A 21,172-nucleotide genomic window follows, 5' to 3' on the forward strand; every position below is an offset into this window, starting at 1 on the left:
CTGGAGAGGATGCGATCGAAATTACTCTTCATGGGCCGTAGCCTCCGCACTGATAGGGCTGGCGTATTCGGCCTTCAACCGACCGTCCTGATCCAGAAGCCAGGCGTCCATGATTTGACGCACCACCGGCGCGGCGACACCGGAGCCGGACTCACCGTTCTCGACCATCACCGACACCACGATTTTCGGGTCCTCGGCCGGCGCGAAGCCAACGAACAAGGCGTGGTCGCGATGGCGCTCCTGAACCTTGGAGCGGTCGTACTTTTCGCCCTGCTTGATCGCAACGACCTGGGCCGTACCACTTTTACCCGCGATACGGTATTGCGAACCGATCGCCGCTTTGCGTGCCGTACCACGGGCACCGTGCATGACCTGCTGCATCCCGTGATTGACCTTGGTCCAGTCGGAGGGGTCACGCAGGACGATGTTCGGCATCGGGTTTTCGTCCTTCGGCTTCTCGCCTTCGACGGTCTTGGCCAGGTGCGGACGGTTCCAGACACCTTTGTTGGCGACCAGCGCGGTGGCCTGGGCCAGCTGCAACGGCGTGGACTGCATGTAGCCCTGCCCAATCCCAAGAATCAGTGTTTCGCCCGGGTACCAGGCCTGACGTCGGGTTGCACGCTTCCATTCCCGTGTCGGCATCAGCCCCGGTGACTCTTCGAACATGTCCAGCGAGACCTTCTGGCCGATGCCGAACTTGCCCATGTAAGCCGACAACCGATCGATCCCCAGCTTGTGGGCCAGGTCGTAGAAGTAGGTGTCGTTGGAACGCATGATCGCCGTGTCCAGATCGACGTAGCCGTCGCCGGTACGGTTCCAGTTACGGTATTTGTGGTCGTAATTGGGTAACTGGTAATAGCCGGGATCGTAGACCCGACTCGACGCAGTCACGACACCAGCATCCAGCCCGGCAATCGCCACCGCCGGCTTGATGGTCGAGCCCGGCGGGTAGAGGCCGCGCAGCACGCGGTTGAACAGTGGCCGGTCGATGGAATCGCGCAGCTCGGCATAGGCTTTGAAGCCGATGCCGGTGACGAACAGGTTCGGGTCGAAACTCGGCTGACTGACCATCGCCAGGACTTCGCCGGTTTTCGGGTCCAGCGCCACCACCGCGCCCCGACGACCGCCGAGCGCAGCTTCGGCCGCTTCCTGCAATTTGATGTCCAGGCTCAGGACGATGTCCTTGCCGGGAATCGGATCGGTACGCTTGAGCACACGCAACACACGGCCTCGAGCGTTGGTCTCGACTTCTTCGTAACCCACCTGACCGTGCAGCTCGGGCTCGTAGAAGCGCTCGATACCGGTCTTGCCGATGTGGTGGGTGCCGCTGTAATTGACCGGATCGAGCGACTTCAACTCTTTCTCGTTGATCCGCCCCATGTAACCCACCGAGTGCGCAAAATGCGCGCCCTGCGGGTAGTGACGCACCAGCTGCGCGACCACTTCCACACCCGGCAGACGGAACTGGTTCACTGCGATGCGGGCGATCTGCTCTTCGGTCAGCTCGAACAGGATCGGCACCGGCTCGAACGGCCGGCGCCCCTGGCGCATGCGCTTCTCGAAGATCACCCGATCCTCGGGCGTCAGCTCCAGCACTTCGACGATCACGTCGAGCACTTGCTGCCAGTCGCCCGAGCGCTCGCGGGTCATGCTCAGGCTGAAGCTGGGCCGGTTATCGGCCACCACCACACCATTGCGATCGAAGATCAATCCGCGAGTCGGCGGAATCGGCTGCACATGGACCCGGTTGTTTTCCGACAGGGTCGAGTGGTACTCGTACTGGATCACCTGGAGGAAATACAGCCGCGCAATCAGCACGCAGATCAGCACCACCACCGCAATTGCCCCGAACACGACGCGGCCACGCACCAGACGGGCGTCTTTTTCGTGGTCCTTGATGCGGATCGGCTGGGGCATGAGGGCAGAACTACTTGTGGTAAGGGTGGCCGGACAAGACTGTCCAGGCACGATACAGCTGTTCGCCGATCAGAATTCGCACCAGCGGGTGCGGCAACGTCAATGGCGAGAGCGACCAGCGCTGATCGGCCCGGGCACAGACTTCCGGCGCCAGCCCTTCGGGGCCGCCGACCATGAAATTTACCGTGCGCGAGTCCAGCCGCCAGCGATCAAGCTCTATCGCCAGCTGCTCGGTGCTCCAGGGCTTGCCGTGGACTTCGAGGGTCACAACGCGCTCGTTCGGCCCGACCTTGGCCAGCATGGCTTCGCCTTCCTGACGGATGAAGCGTGCCACGTCGGCGTTCTTGCCACGGGTGTTGAGCGGTATTTCCACCAGTTCCAGCGCCAGCTCGGACGGAAGACGCTTGGCATATTCATGCCAGCCTTCTTCCACCCACTTGGGCATGCGTGAACCGACGGCGATCAGTCGCAGTCGCACAGCGGTCCCTTATTGCTGGTCTTTGTTGAGCTTGACGAAGTGCTCATGGGTGTTTTCCGGGCTGTGGTGAGCCGCGTTCAGAGCACGGCTCTGTTCTGCACCGGACCAGAGACGCTCCAGGTCGTAAAACTGACGAGCCGAGGCGGTCATCATATGCACGATGACATCGTCCATATCCAGCAGCACCCAGTCGCTGTCGCCCTTGCCTTCTTCACCCAGTGGCTTGACGCCCAGGGCTTTGACCGCTTCGCGGACCTTGTCCAGCATCGCGCCGATCTGACGGTTCGAAGTACCGGTGGCGATGATCATGAAGTCAGTAATGCTCTGCTTTTCACGAACGTCGATGACCTGGATGTCCTGGCCTTTCACGTCTTCCAGGGCTGCTACGGCAACCTTGACCAGCTCTTCGCCGCGCAGCTCCGGCCCGGTTGGAGCCTCTACTGGCAGCGGGGCGCTCTTGAACGTGCCTTTGCGCTTTACTTTAGTTACGTCTTTGTTCGTCATATAAAACTCGTTTTGCTCGTATGTTCGGGCGCTTCGTTACACGTGATCACGTGCCTTGAAGCGCGCCCTTTTCAGTTCGACGCACGGTAAAGTCCGTGCGCATCGATGTAGGCCAGGACCGCGTCGGGCACCAGGAAACGTACCGACTTACCGCTGGCCAGCAGTTGACGGATCTGGGTGGCGGATACCGCGAGCGGTGTCTGCCAGACGAATGCAATCTGTCCGCTCGGCCCCTTGAGGGCCAGCGGGTCGCTTACCGAGCGCGCTGCCAGCAGATTGCGCAAGGCATCCGGCGGTTCGCTGTCGGCATCCGGGCGTTGCAGCACCAGGATGTGGCAATGCTGGAGCAACTCTTCCCAGCGGTGCCAAGTGGGCAGGCCGCAAAATGCGTCCCAGCCCAAAAGTAGAAACACCTGGTCTTCAGCGGCCAATTCAGCGCGCATCAGCTCCAGGGTGTCGAGGGTGTAGGACGGTTTGTCCCGCTGCAATTCGCGGGCGTCCACCACCAACGGTGCCACGCCGGCCACCGCGCACTCGACCATCGCCAGACGGTCCTTTGCCGACACCTGCGGCGTACCGCGATGCGGTGGTCTGGCACTGGGTGTCAGACGCAACTCGTCGAGCGCCAGCGATTCGGCGACTTCCAGCGCACCGCGCAAATGGCCGATGTGCACCGGGTCGAAGGTCCCGCCCAACACGCCAATGCGTCGAGGCGCAGGCTCGCTGGCGGTTTCCGGGGCTGACGCTTTGAGGTCGCCCAAGTCAGACCGACGCCTGGCCGCGCAACTGGCCATCACCGACCACGATGTACTTCTCGCAGGTCAGCCCTTCGAGGCCCACCGGGCCGCGGGCGTGCAGCTTATCAGTAGAAATGCCAATCTCGGCACCCAATCCGTATTCGAAGCCATCGGCAAAGCACGTCGGGGTGTTGATCATCACCGACGAGGAATCGACCTCCGCGACGAAACGCCGGGTGTCTGCAAGGTTTTCGCTGACGATCGAATCGGTGTGGTGTGAGCCGTACGTATTAATGTGCTCGATAGCCTGGTCCAGCCCGTCGACCACGCGGATCGACAGAATCGGTGCCAGGTATTCGGTGTTCCAGTCTTCTTCAGTGGCTGCGATGACGTCGATGATCGCCCGGGTGCGTTCGCAGCCGCGCAATTCGACGCCTTTTTCGCGGAACTGTGCAGCCATCGACGGCAGGAAATCCTTGGCGACTGCCTGGTCGACCAGCAGCGTTTCCATGGCGCCGCAAATACCATAGCGGTAAGTCTTGGCATTGAACGCAATGCGCTGGGCTTTCGGCAGGTCGGCGTGGGCACTCACGTAAACGTGACAGATGCCGTCCAGGTGCTTGATCACCGGCACGCGGGCATCGCGACTGACCCTTTCGATCAGGCCACGGCCACCACGGGGCACGATGACGTCGACGTATTCAGGCATGGTGATCAGCGCGCCAACGGCGGCACGATCGGTCGTTTCGACCACTTGCACCACGGCGGCGGGCAAATCGGCCTCGGCCAGACCGCGTTGGATGCAAGCCGCAATGGCACGATTGGAATGAATCGCCTCGGAGCCACCACGCAGGATGGTCGCGTTGCCGGACTTCAGGCACAGGCTGGCGGCATCGATGGTCACGTTCGGCCGAGATTCGTAGATGATCCCGATCACGCCCAACGGCACGCGCATCTTGCCGACCTGAATGCCCGAAGGCCGATAGCTCATGTCGCGGATCGAGCCGACCGGGTCCGGCAGCGCCGCCACCTGACGCAGCCCCACAATCATGCCGTCGATGCGTTCCGGGGTCAGCGCCAGACGCTCAAGCAATGCGGGCTCAAGACCATTGGCACGGCCAGCCGCCAAATCCAGGTCATTGGCAGCCGTCAGCTCAGTGCGTGCAGCGTCCAACGCATTGGCAGCAGCCTGCAAGGCGCGGTTTTTCTGCGCGGTGCTGGCACGGCCGATGACGCGAGAAGCTTCGCGGGCAGCGCGACCCAAACGGGTCATGTAGTCAAGAACGGACTCAGTCATTGTCTGTGGTGGTCTTTGCTAAGGTCTTGGTAAAGAGTAAAGCGGCAGATTATAGCTGGCGCGTCCCCCGACTAACAGCGGTGACGGGCGGATGGTCGAAATGGAGGGCAATTTGCCGACGTTCAGCCGTGATTAAGCTGCAAATTGTTATCATCACGACTCAATCAGCCCTGATTAACGCCGTTCATCATGTCTAACCTGACTGTTCGCACGTCCGCTACGAGCCTGCCCATGGGACTCGCGGATACATTTTTCGACAGAGATGCCCAAACGCTGGCCCGGGATTTACTCGGCAAAGTCATCCGTCACCGGGTTGGGGACCTGTGGCTCAGCGCCCGGATTATCGAGACTGAAGCCTATTACTTCGAAGAAAAAGGCAGCCACGCCTCTCTCGGCTACACAGAAAAACGTAAGGCTTTGTTTCTAGATGGCGGCCACATCTATATGTACTACGCCCGGGGCGGCGACTCCCTGAACTTCAGCGCCAAAGGCCCCGGCAATGCGGTGCTGATTAAATCCGGCTATCCATGGGTTGATGAACTGAGCGGGCCGGCGAGCCTGGCGCAGATGCTGTTGAACAATCCCGATGCTCAGGGCCGCCCTCGCCCGTCGCAAAAACTTTGCGCGGGACAGACTTTGCTCTGTAAGGCGCTGGGCCTGAAGGTACCGATCTGGGACGCCAAGCGCTTCGACCATGAAGTGCTGCTGGTGGAAGATGTCGGCCCGGCGCCTGGTCACATCATCCAAACCACGCGCTTGGGCATTCCCCACGGACGCGATGAGCATTTGATGTACCGCTTCGTCGATTCGGCTTACGCGCCGTATTGCACGCGGAACCCGCTGCGAAGGGGGCAGGTCGAAGGTCGCGATTATTTTTTGCTGACCTGAACAATGAAAATTCCCCTTGTGGAAGCGAGCCTGCTCGCTGCCACAAGGGTTCTGTTGTGTTTTACAGATTGCGTTCGTCCCATGGGACTAATGAACATTAGATGGAGTGGTTTTTATGGGCCCATGGCTCGATAGCGTGACCGGTTGGTTGACGGTCAACCCGCAATGGCTGGCCGTGGCGGTGTTCATAGTGGCCTGCGTGGAATGCCTGGCGATTGCCGGGCTGATTGTGCCCGGCACAGTGCTGCTGTTCGCCGTGGCGGTACTGGCCGGCAGCGGTGCGCTTTCGCTGGGCGAAACGCTATTGCTGGGCTTCCTCGGCGGCGTGCTGGGCGACATCATTTCGTACTTCCTCGGGCGACATTTCCATCAAAACATCCGGCGTCTGCCAGGGTTACGCCATCATCCGGAATGGATCGCCGGGGCCGAGGCCTATTTCCAGCGTTACGGCATCGCCAGCCTGTTGGTCGGGCGTTTCATCGGCCCGCTGCGGCCGATGTTGCCGATGGTCGCCGGAATGTTCGACATGCCCTTCCCGCGCTTCGCCGCCGTCAGCCTGCTGGCCACCGCGGGTTGGAGCGTCGCGTATCTGCTGCCCGGCTGGGCCACCGGGGCTGCGATTCGCTTGCCGCTGCCAGAGGGTTTCTGGCTTGAGGCCGGAATCGTCGCCGGCAGCATCGCCGTCATGCTGGGCTTGAGCATCACCAGCAGTCTGCGCCGCCATCGCAAGGCCACCGTGCTGATTACCGGGATGAGCTTTCTGATTCTGGCGGGACTGTTTATCAGCTATCCGCACCTGACCGCCCTTGATCAGGGCGTGATGACCCTGGTGCAGGAACATCGCAGCCCGTTTCTCGATGAAGCGGCCGTGGTGTTCACGTTGATTGGCGAATTCCGCAACATGCTTATGATCAGCGCCCTGCTGACCGGCTTATTGTTGCTCACCCGACAATGGCGACAAGCGGTCTTCGCCGGCAGCACTATGCTTTGCACCGCGCTGGGTAACACCGTGACCAAACTTTTTTTCGCCCGCGTGCGCCCGGAAGTGCTGAGTGATCCTTTGACCACCTACAGCATGCCCAGCGGCCACGCCTCAGGCTCCTTTGCGCTGTTTCTGACGCTCGCCGTGCTGGCCGGCCGCGGACAACCACCGCGAATGCGTCTGACCTGGTTGCTGTTGGGTTGCTTGCCGGCGTTGGCGATTGCCCTGTCGCGGGTGTACCTGGGCGCGCACTGGCCAACGGATGTGGTGGCCGGCGCCATGCTGGCGGCGTGCGTGTGTGCGGCGAGCTTGTGGCTGAATCAACGCCAGACACCGCTCAACGCCATGCCACCGAAGGTCTGGTGGCTGGTGTTGCCGGCGCTGGTGGCGCTGTTCGGGTTCTTTGCTTTGCGGCATTTACCGCTTGCGATGTTGCGGTATGCCTACTGATCAGGCAAACAACTCACCCTGCAACTCATCCAGCAACGCCTGAATCGCATCCAGTCGCTGCTGCGGATCATCGAGTTGCAGCAGGTCGATCTTGTCCACTTCGGCAAACGGCAACAGATACGCCAACTGATTGGCCAGTGACTGTTGCCCGGTCGCTTCGGTGCCCATGTTCAACGCTTCAACCATCGGGTGCTCGGCCAAGGCTTTAAGCAGCGCAACCAGGTCGGCGTCCTCATCCTGCAGCGGTTGCTCAGGTTCGTCTTCCAGCCACTCGACCTCGGCGACGGTCAGGTGATCGCGCTGAATCTCGGTGCGCAACACATTGAAACGCCGTCCGCCCTGCACCCGGATGCCCAACAACCCGTTGTCCTGCTGTTTGAAATCGGTGATCAGCGCTTCACACCCGACCAGCGCGTAGCCGGCCGGAGCAATGCCGACTTCTTCGCCGTCGAGGATGCACACCACACCGAAGCCGCCGCCCTGTTTCATGCAGCGACTGATCATGTCCAGATAGCGCGCCTCGAAAATCTGCAAATCGAGGATGCAGCCCGGAAACAACACCGTGTTCAGCGGAAAAAGCGGCAAGCTCATAGACATTTCCTTACACCACCATCGACACCGCCAACGGCAGGAAAACTGCCGTGGCCACGCCCATCAGACTCATCGCCAGCGCCGCGAAGGCGCCGCACTCTTCACTTTCCTGCATCGCCACTGCCGTGCCGACCGCGTGGGCGGTCATGCCCAGCGCCATACCGCGTGCCTCGGGGCTGTGAACACCAAGCCGGGTCAAAAGACTCGGCCCGAAGATCGCCCCGATCACCCCGGTGATCAATACGAATACGGCCGCCAGCGCTGCGACGCCACCGATCTGCTCTGCCACCAGCATGGCAATCGGTGACGTCACCGACTTCGGCGCCATGGTCATCAAGATCATGTGTTCAGCACCAAACGACCAGCCCAGCAATACGCCCATGCCAGTGGCGACGACGCCACCTATCACCAGCGTAGTAAATATCGGCCAGAACAACTGCCGAATGCGTCGCAGATTGAGGTACAGCGGCACTGCCAGTGCCACGGTCGCAGGCCCGAGCAAGATGCTGAGGATCTCGGTGCTCTTGCGGTACTCGGCATAGGTCAGGCCGCAGCCCACCAGTACGCCGATCACCAGCAGCATCGAGACCAGCACCGGTTGCAGAAAGATCCAGCGGGTTTTCTCGAATGCCGCCAGCACCAGCTGATAAGCACCCAGCGTAATGCCGATGCCGAACAACGGATGATGAATCACCGACGCCCAGGCGCCGTGCCAATCGAAAATCATTGGCCGCCCTCACGATGAGCGTGACGCTTGACCATGCGTTGCATCAGCACGCCGGCGAAAGCCAGGGACAGCAACAGTGACAACACCAGCGCGCCGACGATGGCCCAGAAGTCCGCGGCAATGTCTTTGGCGTAAACCATCACACCCACGGCGGGCGGCACCAGCAGCAACGGCAGGTAACGCAGCAGGCTGCTGGCGGCGAGATTCAGCGGTTCGCCGACCTGACCACGGCTGATCAGGAACACCAGCAGCAACAGCAGGCCGACAATCGGCCCCGGCAGCACCGGTAAAAACAAGTGGTTGATGGCTGTGCCCAGCAATTGGAACAGCACCAGCCAGGTCAGGCCACGTAACAACATCTTTCATCTCCCGCCAATATCATCCCGCACAAGCGGGCCGACCATTATAAGCACGCCAACGCTATAGACCGGCATTCGCCAAAAGCATGGACAGTTGACCGGAGCCATTTGCCATGTTGATCTAAAGTGGTAATCCGGGAGGTCAAATCCCCCCACTCGAAAAACTATAAATCCGATGAAACCCAAGGAGAGTCTCAATGCCCTATGTTCCCGTTGCAGAGCTCAAAGATTATGTCGGCAAGGAACTCGGACGTTCCGGATGGCTCACCATCGATCAGGAGCGCATCAACCTGTTCGCCGAAGCCACAGGAGATTATCAGTTCATCCACGTCGACCCGGTCAAAGCCGCGCAAACGCCATTTGGCAGCACCATTGCACACGGTTTCCTGTCGCTGTCGCTGATCCCCAAACTGATGGAAGACATCCTCATCCTGCCTGAAGGGGTGAAGATGGTGGTCAACTACGGCTTGGACAGCGTACGTTTCATCCAGCCAGTAAAGGTCAACTCCAGGGTTCGACTCAAGGTCGACATGAACGAAGTCACCGAGAAGAAACCCGGCCAATGGCTACTCAAGGCCACCGCCACGCTTGAGATCGAAGGCTCGGACAAACCGGCCTACATCGCCGAGCCACTGTCCCTCTGCTTCGTGTAAACCATCCCGGAGGCGAAACAGCTCACGCTGTTTCGCACCCTCTCCTGTTTTCCCGGCTATATATGGTCATAGAGCTGCGGCATACTCGCTCGCCTAATTGCCCGGATCCCGCTATGCGCTCACTTGCACTCCTCGCTCTGACCCTATTGCTCACCGCTTGCGGCGACGGCGAATCGCTATTGCCCCCCGACGCCCGATTGCCGGACGGCGGACGCTATCGCGGTGAACTGGTCAACGGGTGGCTGCAAGGCCAGGGCCGTATCGATTACCCAAACGGCAGCTGGTACGCCGGCAACTTCGACAAGGGCCAATGGCATGGCCAGGGTGAGTGGCACGGCAGCAACGGCGAAGTCTATCGTGGGGAATTCAATCAAGGGCTGTTCGACGGCAAGGGCGCACTGACCACCAGCGGCAGCAGCTTCACCGGCGGCTTCAAAGCCGGTCGACGGGACGGCGAAGGCACCCTTAAAGAAAACGGTATGACCTACCGCGGTGAATTCAAGGCCGATCAATATTCAGGGCTTGGTCGTCTCGAACTCGAAGACGGCAGCTCATATCAGGGCCAGTTCGCCCACGGCAAACCCAATGGCGAAGGCCAGCGCGGCGACGCCAGCGGCAATCAGTTCACCGGACATTTCGTCGACGGTCAGCTCGAAGGCAATGGGACGTTCAACAGCGCCGATGGCGATATCTATGTCGGCGGCTTCAAGAATAATCAACTGCACGGCAAGGGCCGCTACGAGAACGCCGACGGTGATGTCTGGCTCGGTCAGTTCAAGGAAGGATCACTGAACGGCAAGGGCGAGTTGATCGGCGCCGACGGCAGCCATTACATCGGCCAGTTCAGTGACTGGCGCTTCACCGACCAAGGTCGATTGAACCTGTCCGACGGCAGCTTCTACATCGGCCAATTCGACGGTGACAGTTACTCGGGGCGCGGCACCCTGGTGCTGACTGACGGCACGGTGCAAAGCGGTACGTGGATCAATGGCCAGCGTGTTCGCGACGTCGATGGCAAGCTGCTGCCCGATAGCCTGGAACTCGGTTTGCTGGCCCAGGGCCGCTTGCTCGACGATGCGCTGTTCAACGTGCCGGCTTCGACCCCGGCGGTCGAGTTGTACACCCTGACCGTCGGCGGTGACGGCAAGCAAAGCGTGTTCCTGCGCGAATCCGATTATGTCAGCAACATGCTCAGCAGCCGCTTTGGTGCGTTTGGCCAGCTCCGCCTGGTGAACCATCGCGACCACCTCGTCGACCGACCGATGGCCACCCGGGAAAACCTGCGTCGCGCCGCCGCCACCCTGGCCGAACGCAGCGGCCCGGAAGATTTGATCTTCATCTACATGACCAGCCACGGCACCAGCGAACACGAACTGGTGCTCGACCAGCCGCGCATGGAACTGTCCGATCTGCCGGCCGACGAACTCGCCACGGTGCTCGCCCCGCTGAAAAACCGCGACAAGATCATCGTGATTTCGTCCTGCTACTCCGGTGGCTTCATCCCCGCTCTCAAGGATGAACGCACGCTGATCATGACCGCCTCGCGCGCTGACCGCGTGTCCTTCGGCTGCTCCGAAGAAGCCAACTTCACCTACTTCGGCGACGCGCTGTTCGCCCAGGCACTGAACCAGACAGACGATCTGGAGCAAGCCTTCAAACTGGCCAGGGCCACCGTCGCCGAGCGCGAACTGGCAGACAGCTTCGAAGCCTCCGAGCCGCAGATCTGGGCACCGAAAACCGTCCTCTCCCACTGGCAGCTGTTACGCAAGCAGCAGGCACGAAAAGCACTACAAAGTGTCTCCGTCAGCAGCAAGGATGCGAAGAGCAACTAAGCTGAACAGTATCAGGGGGGAAACACTATGTACTTGACGCCTCAGCACGTATTGCTTGCCGGAGCTACCGGGTTAACCGGTGAACATTTGCTTGATCGTCTGCTCAATGAGCCAACGATCTCAAGGGTATTGGCCCCCTCACGCCGGCCATTGGCCGAACACCCCCATCTTGAGAACCCTGTCGGTGATCCGGCGGTGTTCCTGCCGCAATTGAACGGCCGCGTCGACATCGCCTACTGCTGCCTCGGCACCACCCTCAAGCAGGCCGGTTCGGAACAGGCGTTTCGTGCGGTGGACCTGGACATGGTGGTGGCGTTCGCCAAACGTGCGCGGGAAATGGGTGCGCGGCACCTGATCGTGATCAGTGCCTTGGGGGCCGATCGGAGGTCCTCTATTTTCTACAACCGAGTCAAAGGCGAGATGGAATATGCATTGCGCGCACAGGACTGGCCGCAGCTGACCATTTGCCGACCTTCGTTGCTGCTGGGCGAGCGTATGGAACCGCGTATGGCCGAGCAATTCGTCGGGCCGTTGTCCCGCTTGATCCCCGGCAAATACCGTGGCATAGAAGCCTGCCAACTGGCGCGGGCGATGTGGCGACTGGCGTTGGAAGAGCAGGATGGTGTGCGGATTGTTGAGTCGGATGAGTTGAGGAAGTTGGGCAAATAACGCCCCACAAAGATCGTTCCCACGCTCCGCGTGGGAATGCCTCAATGGACGCTCCGCGTCCGCTTTGGGACGCGGAGCGTCCCGGACTGCATTCCCACGCAGAGCGTGGGAACGATCAGTCTTCAGTTAGAGACCACCCGTCGCCTGAAAACTCACCCCGATCACCGTGAGCACCGACAGCGGCAATAGCAGCGTGTCGAGCAACACACTGGCCGGCAGGTCGATACCCGGATAGCTCGGGGCTTCGGCACCGAAGCGGTCCATGGCGCAGCAGCCGCCGTTCATGGCATACAAATCCAGACGCGTCCCCGAATACACCACTGGCGCCCCCGGTTTGGCGGCATCCAGCGTGCGCGCCGTGGCGCAGCCAGCCAATTGCAACGCCAGCACAATCGTCAGCAGCTTATTCATCGCTGGTCAGATGGTGTTCGCCCCAACGCGGCAGCATGTCCTGGGGAATGTTCAGCAGATTGAGAATTCGCGCCACGACGAAATCGATCAGGTCGTCGATGGTTTGCGGTTGATGATAAAAGCCTGGCGACGCCGGCAAAATCGTCACGCCCATGTTCGACAACTTGAGCATGTTCTCCAGATGGATACTTGAATACGGCGCCTCCCGCGGCACCAGAATCAGCTGACGGCGCTCCTTCAAGGTGACGTCGGCGGCACGCTCGATCAGGTTGTTGCAGGCTCCCGTCGCGATGGCCGACAAGGTCCCCGTGGAACACGGCACCACCACCATCGCCGCCGGCGAGCCGGAGCCCGAGGCTACCGGTGACATCCAGTCTTCCTTGCCGTACACGCGAATCTGCCCGGCGGCAGCGCCGGTGTACTCGGTGAGGAAGGCCTGCATCATCTGGGTTTTCGGTGGCAACGTAACGTCAGTCTCGGTGGCCATCACCAGTTGCGCAGCCTTGGAGATCAGGAAATGTACCTCACGGTCTTCGCGTACCAGACAGTCCAGCAGGCGCAAACCATATTGAGCGCCGGAAGCACCGGTCATCGCCAGCGTGATGCGTACCGGGCCGTTGTTCATTGCAGCGCCTCAGCCAGTTTGCCGTGCAGGCCGCCGAAACCGCCATTGCTCATGATCACCACGTGAGTGCCGGGCTGGGCCTGGCTCTTCACGCGCGCGATGATGCCTTCCAGCGAATCGCTGACGATCGACGGTACCGTGCACAACGCGGCGGTAGCCCCCAGATCCCAACCGAGGTTGGCCGGCGCGTACCAGATCACCTGATCGGCATCGACCACGCTTTCCGGCAAGCCGTCGCGGTGAGCACCAAGTTTCATGGAGTTGGAGCGCGGCTCGATGATCGCAATCAACGGCGCCTCGCCGATGCGCTTGCGCAGACCGTCAAGGGTCGTCGCAATAGCCGTCGGATGGTGAGCAAAGTCGTCGTAAATGGTAATGCCACGAACCTCCGCGACTTTCTCCATCCGACGCTTGACGCTTTTGAATGCGCTCAGAGCAGCGATGCCCATGGACGGCACCACGCCGACATGGCGGGCGGCAGCCAATGTGGCCAAGGCGTTGGCGACGTTGTGCTGACCGGTCATGTCCCACTCGACCACACCTTGGGCAACACCGTCGAACATCACTTCGAACTTCGAACCGTCTTCGCTGAGCAGTTTGACCTGCCACTGACCGCCGGCACCGGTGGTTTGCACCGGGGTCCAGCAGCCCATCTCGATCACTCGCTGCAATGCAGGCTCGGTGGTCGGATGGATCACCAGCCCTTCGCTCGGGATGGTCCGCACCAAATGGTGGAATTGGCGCTCAATGGCTGGCAGATCGGGGAAGATGTCGGCGTGATCGTATTCCAGATTGTTCAGGATCGCCGTGCGCGGGCGGTAGTGAACGAACTTGGAGCGCTTATCGAAGAACGCGCTGTCGTATTCGTCGGCTTCGATCACGAAGAACGGTGTGTCGCCCAAGCGAGCGGACACCGAGAAGTTTTGCGGTACGCCGCCGATCAGGAAGCCCGGGCTCATGCCCGCATGCTCCAGCACCCAGGCGAGCATGCTGCTGGTGGTGGTTTTGCCGTGAGTACCGGCGACGGCCAGCACCCAGCGACCTTGCAGCACGTGATCTGACAGCCATTGCGGGCCGGAGACGTACGGCAGGCCTTTGTTCAACACGTATTCGACAGCCGGATTGCCGCGAGACATGGCATTGCCGATCACCACCAGATCCGGTGCCGGATCGAGCTGCGCCGGGTCATAGCCTTGGGTCAACTCAATGCCCTGAGCCTCAAGCTGAGTGCTCATCGGCGGATAGACGTTGGCATCGGAGCCCGTCACGTGATGGCCCAGCTCTTTGGCCAGAACCGCCATCGAACCCATGAAAGTGCCGCAGATACCAAGAATATGAATGTGCATAGTCGACCTCGTAAACATGGCCGCAGGTTAGCGTAGGGTGGGGAAAATCGCACCTTGTGTTTAGACTGGCCGACGATGACTTCCCATTATGCTACTCGACATTCAGAATCGGCCCACGCTATGCGGCAGCACGGTACGGCACGCTTCTCCTTGATAATACGACCCTTACCTCTTGGATGACTGCTTGGAGACTGCTCATGAATAACAAGACGGCTCAACTCAGCATCACGCCTGGCTCAAGCACGAAAAAACTGTCCGCCGGGCAGCGGAAATTCAACGGACTTGTCAAAAAAATCGAAAAACAGCGTCAGACGCTCCTGGAATGGGAAACGGCCAGCCCTTTGTACATTGAACGCTGGCACGAGGAGTTCATTCCTCAGCTCGACACCTTTAATCAACGCTCGCTTGAGCTTGTGCATGTGCTGGATGAACTCAGCGAACGGATCAAACTCTCTAAATCCGATCGCTACACCTTGACTCAGGAAATTTACACCCGGACCTTCTCGTTAATCGATAGCGGCAACTACACCGATGAAGATAAGACCACCTTAAAAGCGCTTTACAACAAGCACAGCGGACGTGACTTCGATGCCGATGAGAGTGAAGACGACAAGCTATTGAAACAGGGATTGCAAGAGATATTCGGCGTTGATCTGGGCGACGATATCGACACGCTATCTGCTGAGGAAATTGCGCAAAAAATGCACGAGCGCCTATGGGCCGAGCAAACGGCGCCGCAACAAAACGCCGGCAAAAAAACCGCAAGCCACCTGCGCCAGGAAGCGGACGCCGCCCAAGCCAGTCAATCTGTGCGCGAGGTTTATCGCAAGCTGGCCAGTGCCCTGCACCCCGATCGAGAAACAGACCCCGACGAGCGCGAACGCAAAACCGCGCTGATGCAACGAGTCAACCACGCCTATGGCGAACGGAACCTGCTTGATCTGCTGCAACTGCAATTGGAAATCGAGCACATCAGCGCAGATACCCTCGATGCACTTTCCGCTGATCGGCTTAAACATTACAACCAGGTATTGTCCGAGCAACTCGGCAAGCTGCAAGACGAAGTGTTCGAAAAGGAGCTGGCGTTCAAACAGCATTTCCAACTCGATCCGTTCGATGAGGTGTCGCCGAAGAACCTGGCTGGCAAGTACCAATATCAGCTCAACAGTCTAATCAACGACACAGTAGAGCTGAACGGCCTGCGCGAAGAACTGAAGGAACCCAAAACCTTGAAAGCCTGGCTCAAGGAGCAAAGGGAGTTTCAGAAGGCCATGGACCTAGAAGAGGAGCTGTTCGATGATCTGTTCGATGAGTTCCCGGGTACGCTTTTCCGCTGAATATCGGTCTTAGGGTTTGTTTCAACTCCGCGCCTCTTAACGAGCAATCCGATGCTTACGCAACTTTCTATAAAGGGTGTTGCGGCTGACGCCCAGTTGCTCGGCGGTGTGAGTCATGTGCCAGCGCTGTTGCTCCAGGGCATTTAGCAGCGCCAGCCGCTCGGCATCCTCCAGCGGATGCTCCGACGGCTGTTCAGAGGCAGCGACCGGTAGCAGCCGAGCCTGACGAATCATCGTCGGCAAATCCTCAAGGCCAATCTGCCCGCCATCGCACAACGCCGCCAACGTGCGCAGCACATTGCGCAATTGCCGCACGTTCCCCGGCCAGGAGAAGGCCAGCAACGCCTGGCGTGCCGGACTGTCGATCAGTACGGTTTCCCCGCCCGCCTCTTCGGCCAACAAAAAGTCGAGCAACTGGGACTTATCACTGCGATCACGCAACGCCGGTAAAGCAACTTCCAGCCCATTGAGCCGGTAATACAAATCTTCGCGGAAGCTGCCGTCCTGCACCCGCTCCAGCAAATTACGGTGAGTGGCACTGATGATCCGCACATTGACCGATTCCGGCTCGCCGCCGATCGGCACCACCTGACGATCTTCCAGCACCCTTAATAGCCGGGTCTGCAAGGCCAGGGGCATGTCGCCGATTTCATCGAGGAACAAGGTCCCGCCATCGGCCTGCTGCAACTTGCCGCGCATGCCTTCCTTGCGCGCGCCAGTAAAGCTGCCGCCGCGATAGCCAAACAGTTCGCTCTCGATCAGGCTTTCAGGGATGGCGGCGCAGTTAAGCGCGACGAAGGCTTTTTCTGCCCGCCGGCTGGCCTGGTGGACGGCTTTGGCAAACGCTTCTTTGCCGCATCCGGTTTCGCCATTGATCAGTAGCGGCACGTCCCGTTCGAACACACGCAAGGATTTGCGGAAATTTTCCTGCAACCCGGTGTCGCCCAGACAAATGCCCGCCAAGCGCGAAGGTTCGGCGATCACCGGGCTTTGCACCACCGGCACCGGAATGCTGCGCGGCTGCCCACGCAATACGGCAAACAGACTCCGCCCGTCGCGCGTGCGCAACGGCCAACTGGCGCTGGCATTGACGCTGGCACGGCCGAGCAATTCATCCAGCGAGCAGTCGAAAAACGCCTCCACCGGTTTGCCCAGCAACCCACCGCGAATATGCCCCAACAGATTCAACGCACTTTGGTTGACCGCGCTGATCCGCCCTTCCCCGTCAAACGCCAGCAACCCTTCGCTGAACAGCCCGACGGATTCGGCCTGAAGGTGAAAACGCAGCAGCCATTGATTGTCGAAATAACGCAGGAAATAGCAGCTCTCGATCATCTTCGCCGACAGATTGACCAGGGCCATGGTGTGGAACTGACTTTGACGAGAGACCTCGTGGCGCGCCGAGGACACGTCGAGCACGGCCAGCAGTTCGCCGTGAGGGTCGAACACCGGGCTCGCCGAGCAGGTCAGCCCGGTGTGACGGCCGCGAAAGTGCTCGTCTTGATGGATGGTCAGGGACTGACGCTCCACCAGACAGGTGCCGATGCCGTTCGTGCCTTCGCACGCTTCACTCCAGTCGGCACCGAGCCAAAGGCCGGCGCGTTCGAAAATCTTCCGTTCGGCCGGTGCGGTGACGCAATTGAGGATCACGCCGCGGGCGTCGGTCAGCAAGACCGCATGGCCGGCGCCGGAGAGTTGCTGATGAAGGCTGGTCATTTCGCTGCCGGCGATGTGCAGCACTTGCTGCAAGCGCTCGCGGCTTTCCAGTACGCGGCCATGTTCCAGCACCGTGGGCGCCATGGTCAGGGCCGGGTCGAGGTGATAATCCTCGAGACAACGCAGCCAGGAACGCGCAATTGACGGATCGCTGCCGGGACCGTGCAGGTGGGATTTCCCCTGAGTGACGGTCAGGACCTGCTGGGCATGGCGACTCAAATGGTTGTCGTGCATTTCTTATTGTTCTCCCCGAAAGGTGAGTGCTTAGCTGTAGCCACTGCCTGTGGCGAGCATCCTCCAGCCTAGCCCGCATTGCAATGCTGGCAAGACCACCCGGTCACAGGTTGTGCCAGAAGCGGTACAAAGTGTCACCAAAGCTGTACCGAAAGCGTCACAGGCAGCGTCCGCCGGTCCGACAAAAACTGTGTAAGGCTTTGATTTTCCTGACCTGCAAGGCAGTGGCCCGACCTTTGCTCTACGCTTATAGCAAGCGCACAAGCGCGCCTCCCTTATAAATACAAAAGCCAAGGAGAAATATCATGCGTTACGCTCACCCCGGTACTGAAGGCGCTATCGTTTCGTTCAAGAGCAAATACGGTAACTACATCGGCGGCGAGTTCGTCGCGCCTGTTAAAGGTCAGTACTTCACCAATACCTCGCCAGTGAATGGCCAACCGATTGCCGAATTCCCGCGCTCCACGGCCGAAGACATCGACAAAGCCCTGGACGCTGCCCACGCGGCCGCCGATGCCTGGGGCGCCACGTCCGTCCAGGCTCGCTCGCTGGTGCTGCTGAAAATCGCCGACCGCATCGAACAGAACCTGGAAGTCCTGGCGATCACCGAATCCTGGGACAACGGCAAAGCGGTGCGTGAAACCCTCAACGCCGACATCCCGCTGGCGGCCGACCATTTCCGCTACTACGCCGGTTGCATCCGCGCCCAGGAAGGCAGCGCTGCAGAGATCGATGGCAACACCGTGGCTTATCACATCCACGAACCGCTGGGCGTGGTCGGGCAGATCATCCCTTGGAACTTCCCGATCCTGATGGCCGCCTGGAAACTCGCCCCGGCCCTGGCTGCCGGTAACTGCGTGGTGCTCAAGCCTGCCGAGCAAACGCCGCTGGGCATTACCGTGCTGATGGAGCTGATCGGCGACCTGCTGCCGCCGGGCGTGCTGAACGTGGTGCAAGGTTATGGCAAAGAGGCCGGTGAGGCCCTCGCCACCAGCAAACGCATCGCCAAGATCGCGTTCACCGGCTCGACCCCGGTCGGCTCGCACATCATGAAATGCGCCGCCGAAAACATCATTCCGTCCACCGTGGAGCTGGGTGGCAAGTCGCCGAACATCTTCTTCGCCGACATCATGCAAGCCGAAGAAACCTTCATCGAAAAAGCTGCCGAAGGCTTGGTGCTGGCGTTCTTCAACCAGGGTGAAGTCTGCACCTGCCCGTCTCGCGCGCTGGTGCAAGAGTCGATCTACGACGACTTCATGAAAGTAGTGATGAAGAAAGTCCTGCAAATCAAACGTGGTGACCCGCTGGACACCGACACCATGGTCGGCGCCCAGGCGTCCGAGCAGCAATTCGACAAAATCCTTTCGTACCTGGAAATCGCCAAGGGCGAAGGCGCCGAGCTGCTGACCGGCGGCAAGGTGGAAAAACTCGAGGGCAACCTGGCGACCGGGTATTACATCCAGCCGACCCTGCTCAAGGGCACCAACAAAATGCGTGTGTTCCAGGAAGAAATCTTTGGCCCGGTGGTGAGCATCACCACCTTCAAGGACGAAGCCGAAGCCCTGGCCATTGCCAACGACACCGAGTTCGGCCTGGGTGCCGGTCTCTGGACCCGCGACATTAACCGCGCCTATCGCATGGGCCGCGCCATTAAGGCCGGTCGTGTGTGGACCAACTGCTACCACCTGTACCCGGCGCACGCCGCGTTCGGCGGTTACAAAAAATCCGGCGTCGGTCGTGAAACCCACAAAATGATGCTCGACCACTATCAGCAGACCAAAAACCTGCTGGTGAGCTACGACATCAATCCACTGGGCTTCTTCTAAAAGCGTCTGCCGCAAGCAAGCCACTCTCCTTGTGGGAGTGAGCTTGCTTGCACCTCCGGCCTTCGCGCCAACCCGGCACCACGCCGGCCAAAAACAATAAGAACAGGTGAACCTCTATGCCTAGCGATCAAGCCAGCGTGCAGCCGGCTACCTCCTCGGTCGACTTCGAAAAGGTCGGCTCCGACTATTTCCAGCAACGAGAATTGAAAAAAGGCGCGGCAGGCTGGGTCCTGCTAGTGGGCCTGGGCGTGGCCTACGTCATCTCAGGCGATTACGCAGGATGGAACTTCGGACTGGCCCAGGGTGGCTGGGGCGGCATGTTTCTCGCGACGTTGCTGATGGCGACCATGTACCTGTGTATGTGCTTTTCCTTGGCGGAACTGTCGTCCATGATCCCTACCGCCGGTGGCGGCTACGGTTTTGCCCGCAGTGCGTTCGGCCCTTGGGGCGGATTCCTGACGGGTACCGCGATCCTGATCGAATACGCCATCGCACCGGCGGCGATCGCGGTGTTTATCGGCGCCTATTGCGAGTCGCTGTTCGGCATCGGTGGCTGGATGATTTACCTGGCGTTCTACATCATTTTTATCGCTATCCACATTTTCGGGGTCGGCGAAGCCCTGAAACTGATGTTCGTCATCACCGCCGTCGCCGCCCTGGCGCTGGGAGTGTTTCTGGTGGCGATGGTGCCGCACTTTAGCGTCGCCAACCTGCTCGACATCCCGGTGACCGAGGCCAAGGGCGCCAGCAGCTTTCTGCCGTTCGGCTACGTCGGCGTGTGGGCGGCCATTCCCTACGCGATCTGGTTTTTCCTGGCTGTTGAAGGTGTGCCACTGGCGGCAGAAGAAACCAAAAACCCGAAACGCGACCTGCCCCGTGGGCTGATTGGCGCAATGCTGGTGCTGGTGACCTTTGCCCTGCTGATTCTAGTAATCGGCCCTGGCGGTGCGGGCGCCAATGCGTTGATGACCTCGGGTAACCCGTTGGTTGAAGCGCTGAGCAAAGCCTATGGTGGCTCGACCTGGATGGGCCACTTCGTCAATCTAGTGGGCTTGGCCGGGCTGATCGCCAGTTTCTTCTCGATCATCTACGCCTACTCGCGGCAGATCTTTGCGCTGTCCCGCGCCGGCTACCTGCCGCGCAAACTGTCAGAAACCAACAAAAGCAAGGCTCCCGTACTGGCACTGATTATTCCAGGCATCATCGGATTCGGCTTGTCGCTGACCGGTCAGGGTGACTTGCTGATTCTGGTGGCAGTGTTCGGCGCGACCATTTCCTACGTCTTGATGATGGCGGCGCACATCACACTGCGTATTCGGCGCCCCAAAATGGACCGGCCATATCGCACGCCGGGCGGTATCTTCACCTCGGGTGTCGCGCTGGTGCTGGCTTGCATCGCCGTGGTGGCGGGTTTTCTGGTGGACCCGCGTGTAGTGATTGGCGCTGCGATCATCTATGGAGTGTTAATTGCTTACTTTGCCTTCTACAGTCGGCATCACCTCGTAGCAGGCACGCCCGAAGAAGAATTCGCGGCTATTCAGAAAGCTGAAGAAGCCCTGCACTAAGGGCCGAAAATTACGGCGCAGACCCCAT

The 21,172-nt window shown here is 60.0% G+C and carries 20 protein-coding genes; 8 read left to right on the forward strand and 12 right to left on the reverse strand.

Annotation, left to right across the window (positions count from 1 at the left end; all coding sequences use genetic code 11):
* Positions 1-21: 21 nt before the first annotated feature.
* The 5 genes from mrdA to ACYZTR_RS24865 form a co-directional block, all read right to left on the reverse strand.
* A complete protein-coding gene (mrdA, locus tag ACYZTR_RS24845; RefSeq protein ID WP_461974663.1) occupies positions 22-1,917 on the reverse strand; it encodes a penicillin-binding protein 2 in 1,896 nt (631 codons plus the stop codon).
* Between the two features lie 10 nt (positions 1,918-1,927).
* The gene (rlmH, locus tag ACYZTR_RS24850) at positions 1,928-2,395 is read right to left on the reverse strand and encodes a 23S rRNA (pseudouridine(1915)-N(3))-methyltransferase RlmH (RefSeq protein ID WP_449645718.1); all 468 of its coding nucleotides are present in this window, start codon (positions 2,393-2,395) and stop codon (positions 1,928-1,930) included.
* Between the two features lie 9 nt (positions 2,396-2,404).
* Positions 2,405-2,899: a ribosome silencing factor gene (gene rsfS, locus ACYZTR_RS24855; protein WP_449645717.1), complete on the reverse strand. Its 495-nt coding sequence runs from the start codon at positions 2,897-2,899 to the stop codon at positions 2,405-2,407.
* Positions 2,900-2,970: 71 nt separating this feature from the next.
* Positions 2,971-3,660 carry a nicotinate-nucleotide adenylyltransferase gene (gene nadD, locus ACYZTR_RS24860; RefSeq protein ID WP_461974666.1) on the reverse strand — a complete coding sequence of 230 codons (690 nt, stop codon included), beginning with the start codon at positions 3,658-3,660 and terminating at the stop codon, positions 2,971-2,973.
* 1 nt (position 3,661) lies between these two features.
* Positions 3,662-4,933, reverse strand: coding sequence for a glutamate-5-semialdehyde dehydrogenase (locus ACYZTR_RS24865; protein WP_461974668.1), 1,272 nt, complete (start codon positions 4,931-4,933; stop codon positions 3,662-3,664).
* A 189-nt stretch (positions 4,934-5,122) separates the two neighbouring features.
* On the opposite strand from ACYZTR_RS24865, the gene ACYZTR_RS24870 reads away from it, so the two are divergent.
* Entirely contained in the window at positions 5,123-5,821 is a 699-nt protein-coding gene (locus tag ACYZTR_RS24870; protein WP_461974670.1) for a DNA-3-methyladenine glycosylase, read from the forward strand.
* A gap of 115 nt (positions 5,822-5,936) precedes the next feature.
* Complete coding sequence (locus ACYZTR_RS24875; protein ID WP_461974672.1) at positions 5,937-7,253, forward strand: bifunctional DedA family/phosphatase PAP2 family protein; 1,317 nt, start codon at positions 5,937-5,939, stop codon at positions 7,251-7,253.
* On the opposite strand, the gene ACYZTR_RS24880 is transcribed toward ACYZTR_RS24875, so the two are convergent.
* The 3 genes from ACYZTR_RS24880 to ACYZTR_RS24890 are packed head-to-tail and all read right to left on the reverse strand — an operon-like array spanning position 7,254 to position 8,930.
* The gene (locus tag ACYZTR_RS24880) at positions 7,254-7,844 is read right to left on the reverse strand and encodes an LON peptidase substrate-binding domain-containing protein (protein ID WP_449645712.1); all 591 of its coding nucleotides are present in this window, start codon (positions 7,842-7,844) and stop codon (positions 7,254-7,256) included.
* A gap of 10 nt (positions 7,845-7,854) precedes the next feature.
* The gene (locus tag ACYZTR_RS24885) at positions 7,855-8,571 is read right to left on the reverse strand and encodes an LrgB family protein (RefSeq protein ID WP_282379112.1); all 717 of its coding nucleotides are present in this window, start codon (positions 8,569-8,571) and stop codon (positions 7,855-7,857) included.
* Entirely contained in the window at positions 8,568-8,930 is a 363-nt protein-coding gene (locus tag ACYZTR_RS24890) for a CidA/LrgA family protein (protein ID WP_461974675.1), read from the reverse strand. Before ACYZTR_RS24890 ends, ACYZTR_RS24885 begins: the two co-directional genes overlap by 4 nt.
* Before the next feature lie 197 nt (positions 8,931-9,127).
* Between ACYZTR_RS24890 and ACYZTR_RS24895 the strand changes: the two genes are divergently transcribed.
* From ACYZTR_RS24895 to ACYZTR_RS24905, 3 genes are all read left to right on the forward strand, one after another.
* On the forward strand, positions 9,128-9,583 hold the full coding sequence (locus tag ACYZTR_RS24895) for a MaoC family dehydratase (protein ID WP_461974677.1): 456 nt from the start codon (positions 9,128-9,130) through the stop codon (positions 9,581-9,583).
* Positions 9,584-9,696: 113 nt separating this feature from the next.
* Complete coding sequence (locus ACYZTR_RS24900) at positions 9,697-11,415, forward strand: C13 family peptidase (RefSeq protein WP_461974679.1); 1,719 nt, start codon at positions 9,697-9,699, stop codon at positions 11,413-11,415.
* 27 nt (positions 11,416-11,442) lie between these two features.
* Entirely contained in the window at positions 11,443-12,084 is a 642-nt protein-coding gene (locus tag ACYZTR_RS24905; RefSeq protein WP_461974681.1) for an oxidoreductase, read from the forward strand.
* 126 nt (positions 12,085-12,210) lie between these two features.
* Here ACYZTR_RS24905 and ACYZTR_RS24910 read toward each other — a convergent pair whose 3' ends face one another.
* The 3 genes from ACYZTR_RS24910 to mpl are packed head-to-tail and all read right to left on the reverse strand — an operon-like array spanning position 12,211 to position 14,466.
* Complete coding sequence (locus tag ACYZTR_RS24910; protein WP_461974683.1) at positions 12,211-12,495, reverse strand: YceK/YidQ family lipoprotein; 285 nt, start codon at positions 12,493-12,495, stop codon at positions 12,211-12,213.
* Entirely contained in the window at positions 12,488-13,120 is a 633-nt protein-coding gene (gene ubiX, locus ACYZTR_RS24915) for a flavin prenyltransferase UbiX (protein ID WP_461974685.1), read from the reverse strand. Before ubiX ends, ACYZTR_RS24910 begins: the two co-directional genes overlap by 8 nt.
* Positions 13,117-14,466, reverse strand: a complete 1,350-nt coding sequence (mpl, locus tag ACYZTR_RS24920) for a UDP-N-acetylmuramate:L-alanyl-gamma-D-glutamyl-meso-diaminopimelate ligase (protein ID WP_461974687.1) — start codon at positions 14,464-14,466, stop codon at positions 13,117-13,119. The genes ubiX and mpl overlap by 4 nt, the downstream gene beginning before the upstream one ends.
* A gap of 197 nt (positions 14,467-14,663) precedes the next feature.
* Between mpl and ACYZTR_RS24925 the strand changes: the two genes are divergently transcribed.
* Positions 14,664-15,803, forward strand: a complete 1,140-nt coding sequence (locus tag ACYZTR_RS24925; RefSeq protein ID WP_461974689.1) for a molecular chaperone DnaJ — start codon at positions 14,664-14,666, stop codon at positions 15,801-15,803.
* A 36-nt stretch (positions 15,804-15,839) separates the two neighbouring features.
* Here the strand turns inward: ACYZTR_RS24925 and ACYZTR_RS24930 are convergent, their stop codons facing one another.
* A complete protein-coding gene (locus tag ACYZTR_RS24930) occupies positions 15,840-17,753 on the reverse strand; it encodes a sigma-54-dependent Fis family transcriptional regulator (protein ID WP_461974691.1) in 1,914 nt (637 codons plus the stop codon).
* A gap of 305 nt (positions 17,754-18,058) precedes the next feature.
* Here ACYZTR_RS24930 and exaC point away from each other — a divergent pair, with 305 nt between their 5' ends.
* Complete coding sequence (exaC, locus tag ACYZTR_RS24935) at positions 18,059-19,579, forward strand: acetaldehyde dehydrogenase ExaC (RefSeq protein ID WP_461974693.1); 1,521 nt, start codon at positions 18,059-18,061, stop codon at positions 19,577-19,579.
* Positions 19,580-19,695: 116 nt separating this feature from the next.
* Positions 19,696-21,144: an ethanolamine permease gene (gene eat / locus ACYZTR_RS24940; protein WP_461974695.1), complete on the forward strand. Its 1,449-nt coding sequence runs from the start codon at positions 19,696-19,698 to the stop codon at positions 21,142-21,144.
* Positions 21,145-21,172 lie beyond the last annotated feature (28 nt).

The organism is Pseudomonas sp. Hz4, assembly GCF_054898165.1.